Genomic DNA, 5,059 nt, shown 5'->3' with positions numbered 1-5,059 from the left:
TATAGAGGAATTTAATGAAAAGAGACCTGACCTTTCAAAAATAGAAGATTTTAAAAATAAATTGGAAAAAGAAAATCTAAATGTAACAATTAGAAGAGAGTTGGGTTCTGATATTAGCGCTTCTTGCGGACAGCTTAGGCGCAAAGTCATGAGGTGAAAATTATGAAAGTAGTATCTGCAACAAATGTTGGAAACTACAGAAAAAATAATGAAGATAATTATTATGTAGATCCTTCAAATAATTTATTTGTTCTAGCAGATGGAATGGGTGGTCACTTAGCTGGAGAGACGGCATCTGCCATGGCTACAGAAATCATTGCAGAAAATTTTAAAAAATTAACTAAAAAACCAAATATACAAGATATAATGGATATGACAAATGAATCAATAAAGAATGCAAACTTAGAAATTTTTACAAAATCAAGCAATGATGACGAGTATAGAGGCATGGGCACCACAGTAGTTATGGGATATATACTTGATAATACTTTTGTATATTCAAGCGTTGGCGATTCAAGAATTTATTTAATAAATGATGAAATAAGCCAACTGACAAATGATGATTCTTTTGTAAATTATCTGATGGAAATCGGAGAAATAACTGAAGAAGAGGCGAAAGTTCATCCAAAGAAAAACGTACTTACAAAGGCGCTTGGAACGAGTGGTGATGTTGAGGTTATTATTAATAACTTAAAGCTTAAAGATAAAGACATCCTGCTTTTGTGTTCAGATGGACTTACTAATATGGTCTCAGATAAAGAGATTTATGACATAGTCAAAAATAATTCACCGGAAATAGCTCGAGATAAATTGATAGAACTAGCATTAAATAATGGTGGAATAGATAATATTACATTTATTTTAATATATAACGAGTAGGTGTAGCATGATAAATAAAGTATTAGCAAATAGATATGAAATATTAGAAAAAATTGGCACAGGCGGCATGGGAAATGTTTTTAAAGCCCATGACAGAAGGCTCGATAGAATTGTTGCCATCAAAGTATTAAAGATGGAGTATAATGAAGACAATAATTTTATCAGAAAATTTAAAAGAGAATCTCTTGCTGCTGCAAGTATTTCACATCCTAATATTGTAAGTATTTATGATGTTGGAAGTGAGAAGATTGATGGTGAAGAAGTTCACTACATTGTAATGGAGTATATTGACGGTAAAACTCTAAAAGAACTAATAAATGATGAGGGTAGAATACCTGAAAGGCGTGCTTTAAATTATTGCATTCAAATAGCTGAAGCCTTAAAGGTCGCTCATTCAAAACATATAGTTCACAGGGACATAAAATCTCAAAACATAATGGTCACAAGAGATGACAGAATTAAAGTTACAGATTTTGGAATAGCAAGAGTAGCTGATAACACAACTGTGACTGCTACTAATGCCGTTATGGGCTCTGTTCACTACTTTTCTCCAGAGCAAGCGCGTGGAGCTAAGGTAGACAATAGATCAGATATATATTCACTTGGAATTGTTCTTTATGAGATGCTTACAGGTAAGCTTCCATTTGATGCAGATAATCCTGTATCAGTTGCTCTTATGCAAGTGCAATCACAAATGCCTCGTCCGTCTGATACTATAAGAAATATAAGTCCAGATGTCGATGCATTAGTTTTAAAGATGACTGATAAGGATCCAAACAAGAGATACTCTGATGTTTCTGAACTTATAAAAGATATAAAAGGTTATACATTAAATAATAGACCTATTGTGAATAATTCAAGTTACACTGATGATAGAACTGCAGTGGTAACTCCACCAAATATCAATAAACATAATAGGCCGAAGAAAAAGAATGTTTCTCAACAAGAGAGAAAGCCTAGTCAGCCTAAAAAAGTTAAAAAGAAAAAATCTGTTGCACCTGCAATTTTGGGAATTTTCTCGGCAATTGTAATAATTGCGCTATTAATTTATATCGTTCCAAAAGCCATAAAGGGAATGAATAAGTCAAACGAAGTTGAAAAAGTTGTAATTGAAAATTATGTCGGTCGAACTAGACAAGAAGCAGAGGAACTTCTAACAGCCCAAGGTTTACTAATGTCTGTTAAGACTGTTGAAGATGAGGAAAAACCTGATGGTATTGTTCTTGGTCAAGATCCAGAAAAGGGAGAAGAAGTTGAAAAGGGAAGTACAGTAACACTTGAAATTAATGAACTTCCAGACACTTCACCAGTTCCACCACTAAGAGGACTTACACTTGAAGAAGCTAAAAAAGCTCTTGAAAGTAATTCACTAGAACTTGGAACAGTTGAAGAAGAATTTAATGAAGAAGTAGAAGCAGGAAAAATTATTTCTTCTAATCCTGAAAGTGGATATTCTGTAAATAGAGGTTCAGCTATAAAAGTTGTAGTTTCAAAAGGCGTTGACGACACACCTATAAAACTAAGCAATTACACAGGAATTGATCAAAAAGATGTAATAGCACAGCTTAAAGATCTTGGCGTAAATGTTGTAATTAAAACTGGCACAACTAATAGAGTTGATGAAGGCCAAGTATATGATATGGATCCAAAGCCAGGCGAAAGTGTTAAACGAGGTGATAATGTAATCATCTATGTATCTGAAGGTGCTGAAGACGGCGCAACTGATGAAGACAATGGAAATGATGGTGGCACTGACTTTAACCAAGTTAACTATGTTAAAGTAAAAGTTCCTGATGATGGCAAATCTCACAAAGTTGTTGCTAAAAGAGTAAAAGATTACAATGGAAATAGAGACGGAAGTAAAGTATGGGATTACAATATTGATCCAGGTGACACTTCAAATGTTGAACTAATTGGACCTGGAGAATATGAAATCTACGTGGACGATAGTCTCGTTAAGACTGAAGTAGTAAAATAATGAAGGGAAAAATAATTAAATTAACTGGTGGATATTATTATATTAAATGTGACGACGTTATTTATGAGACTCGCGCAAGAGGAAATTTTAGACACCAGAATATATCTCCAATCGTTGGAGATGTTGTAGAATTTAAATATGAAGATAATAATCTGGGATATATTGAAAAAGTATATCCCAGAAAAAATATGCTCACAAGACCACGTGTTTCTAATGTTGATGTGGCAGTTATAATTGTTCCAGTTAAAGATCCAAAATATAATTTAATGCTTGTAGATAAAACTATTATTCAAGCGGAGTATGAGGGCATAGATATTGCTGTTGTAATTAATAAAATGGATCTAGATGAATTAGAGGCAAAAAATCTCTATGACATTTATTCAAACGCTGGATTTAAGACTTTTATGATTTCTGCAACAAATAAAGAAACGTTAAAAGAATTAAAAGATTTTTGTAAACATAAGACAGTTGCATTAAGTGGAGTGAGTGCTGCTGGAAAATCTTCTATAACTTCTGCAATTTTAGATAAAGATGTGCAGATTGGAGATGTTTCCAATAAGACTAGAAGGGGAAGGCACACCACAAGGCATGTTGAGCTTCTCTATTCTCATGATATTTATATTTTTGACACTCCAGGATTTTCATCAATTGATTTAAATATTGAAAGTGAAGATTTAAAAAATTATTTCAGAGAGTTTAATAATTATAGAGAGAAGTGCAAGTTTAAAGATTGCAATCACATAAATGAACCAAAATGTGGTGTAAAAGAAGCTGTAGAAAATGGAGATATATCAAAAAATAGATATGAAAATTATCTTCTAATTTTTGAAGAATTGAAAAACAAAGGAGAATATTAATGATTTCACCATCAATTTTGTCAGCAAATTTCGCTAACTTAGAAAAAGATTTTAAAATTATGGATGAAGAAAAAGTTGACTATATTCACTTGGATATAATGGACGGAAGTTATGTGCCAAATATTTCTTTTGGACCTGGTGTTGTAAAACATTTAAGGCCACTTACAGATATAACTTTTGACACCCATCTCATGATAAATAATCCCGAAAATTATATTGAGGCATTTGCAAATTCTGGATCTGATATAATTACAATTCATAGCGATGCGACAACTCATCTAAATAGAATAATTAATCTCATTAAATCTTACGGTCTAAAAGCGGGACTTTCTTTAAATCCGCACGAATCCATAGACATTCTTGATTATACAATTGAAGATTTAGATTTAATTCTTGTAATGAGCGTCAATCCAGGTTTTGGAGGACAATCTTTTATCGAGAGCTCCTATAGAAAAATCTCTGAAATTAGAGAATTAATCGAGAAGAGAAACCTTGACACTTTAATTGAAGTGGACGGTGGAGTAAAGCTTGACAATGCAAAAAAAGTTTTAGATGCAGGAGCAGATATTTTAGTTGCCGGCTCTGCAATATTTGATAGTAAAAATACAAGAGAAAATATTAGAAAATTTAAGGAACTATTATGAAAAAAGCTCTTTTGATTTCAGGTGGGCGTGAAGTATCGAAAGGCTTAATCGAAAAATATTCAGATAGATTTATAATTATCGCTGATGGCGGTGCAAAAATCTTGAGAAAATATGGTCTAAAAGCTGATCTATTACTTGGCGATTTGGATTCTATTGACGATGAATCACTTGATTATATAAAAAGAAGTGGAATAAAGATTTCAAAATTTCCTACAAAAAAGGATCTCACTGATACACACTTGTGCGTAGAATATCTTTTGGGAAGTGGTTTTGATGATATAGTAATTATTGGGGCACTCGGCACAAGACTTGATCATGAGCTTGCAAATGTAAGTATTCTAAAAAAGCTTTACAGGAGAAATATAAAAGCTAAAATCGAAGATAATAATAATGAAGTGTACTATGTTGAAGAGGGAAGGTACTTTTTCAGCAAGGGAGATAAAAAATATATTTCTGTTATAAATTTGTGTGATGAAACTATCTACTCTACAAGTGGTTTGGAATACGAAGTAAGTGAGCTATTAATTAATTATGAGAATCCAGGTCTTGGTGTTAGCAACGAAATATTAGAAGATGTTGGAGAGATAGAAATAAAAAAAGGCGAGGCCTTTATTATTTTGTCTCGCGATTAAAATATATTAAATTAGTGTTGAGAAATCAACACTTTTTTTATGTCTTAGAATATAATAAATTATAAACTT

At 32.3% G+C, this 5,059-nt stretch carries 5 protein-coding genes; all 5 read left to right on the top strand.

All coding sequences use genetic code 11. The annotated features are described in order from the left end of the window. The first annotated feature begins 162 nt into the window (after positions 1–162). The 5 genes from ACOX6R_RS07225 to ACOX6R_RS07205 are packed head-to-tail and all read left to right on the top strand — an operon-like array spanning position 163 to position 4,990. The gene (locus tag ACOX6R_RS07225; RefSeq protein WP_433448739.1) at positions 163–879 is read left to right on the top strand and encodes a Stp1/IreP family PP2C-type Ser/Thr phosphatase; all 717 of its coding nucleotides are present in this window, start codon (positions 163–165) and stop codon (positions 877–879) included. Between the two features lie 7 nt (positions 880–886). Continuing rightward, the gene (gene pknB / locus ACOX6R_RS07220; protein ID WP_433448737.1) at positions 887–2,857 is read left to right on the top strand and encodes a Stk1 family PASTA domain-containing Ser/Thr kinase; all 1,971 of its coding nucleotides are present in this window, start codon (positions 887–889) and stop codon (positions 2,855–2,857) included. Beyond that, entirely contained in the window at positions 2,857–3,714 is an 858-nt protein-coding gene (rsgA, locus tag ACOX6R_RS07215) for a ribosome small subunit-dependent GTPase A (RefSeq protein ID WP_433448735.1), read from the top strand. The genes pknB and rsgA overlap by 1 nt, the downstream gene beginning before the upstream one ends. Further along, positions 3,714–4,358, top strand: coding sequence for a ribulose-phosphate 3-epimerase (rpe, locus tag ACOX6R_RS07210; RefSeq protein ID WP_433448733.1), 645 nt, complete (start codon positions 3,714–3,716; stop codon positions 4,356–4,358). Before rsgA ends, rpe begins: the two co-directional genes overlap by 1 nt. Then, positions 4,355–4,990, top strand: a complete 636-nt coding sequence (locus ACOX6R_RS07205) for a thiamine diphosphokinase (RefSeq protein WP_433448731.1) — start codon at positions 4,355–4,357, stop codon at positions 4,988–4,990. The genes rpe and ACOX6R_RS07205 overlap by 4 nt, the downstream gene beginning before the upstream one ends. Positions 4,991–5,059 lie beyond the last annotated feature (69 nt).

The sequence above is a fragment of the Peptoniphilus sp. genome, from assembly GCF_050943655.1.
Taxonomy (GTDB): domain Bacteria; phylum Bacillota; class Clostridia; order Tissierellales; family Peptoniphilaceae; genus Peptoniphilus_A.
The sequence above is the reverse complement of the archived record's forward strand: the minus strand, read 5'-3'. Positions and strand labels throughout refer to the sequence as shown.

Coding starts and splice junctions, on each gene's coding strand:
- rpe (WP_433448733.1), top strand. CDS start 3,714: ATGATTTCACCATCAATTTTGTCAGCAAATTTCGCTAACTTAGAAAAA.
- rsgA (WP_433448735.1), top strand. CDS start 2,857: ATGAAGGGAAAAATAATTAAATTAACTGGTGGATATTATTATATTAAA.
- ACOX6R_RS07205 (WP_433448731.1), top strand. CDS start 4,355: ATGAAAAAAGCTCTTTTGATTTCAGGTGGGCGTGAAGTATCGAAAGGC.
- pknB (WP_433448737.1), top strand. CDS start 887: ATGATAAATAAAGTATTAGCAAATAGATATGAAATATTAGAAAAAATT.
- ACOX6R_RS07225 (WP_433448739.1), top strand. CDS start 163: ATGAAAGTAGTATCTGCAACAAATGTTGGAAACTACAGAAAAAATAAT.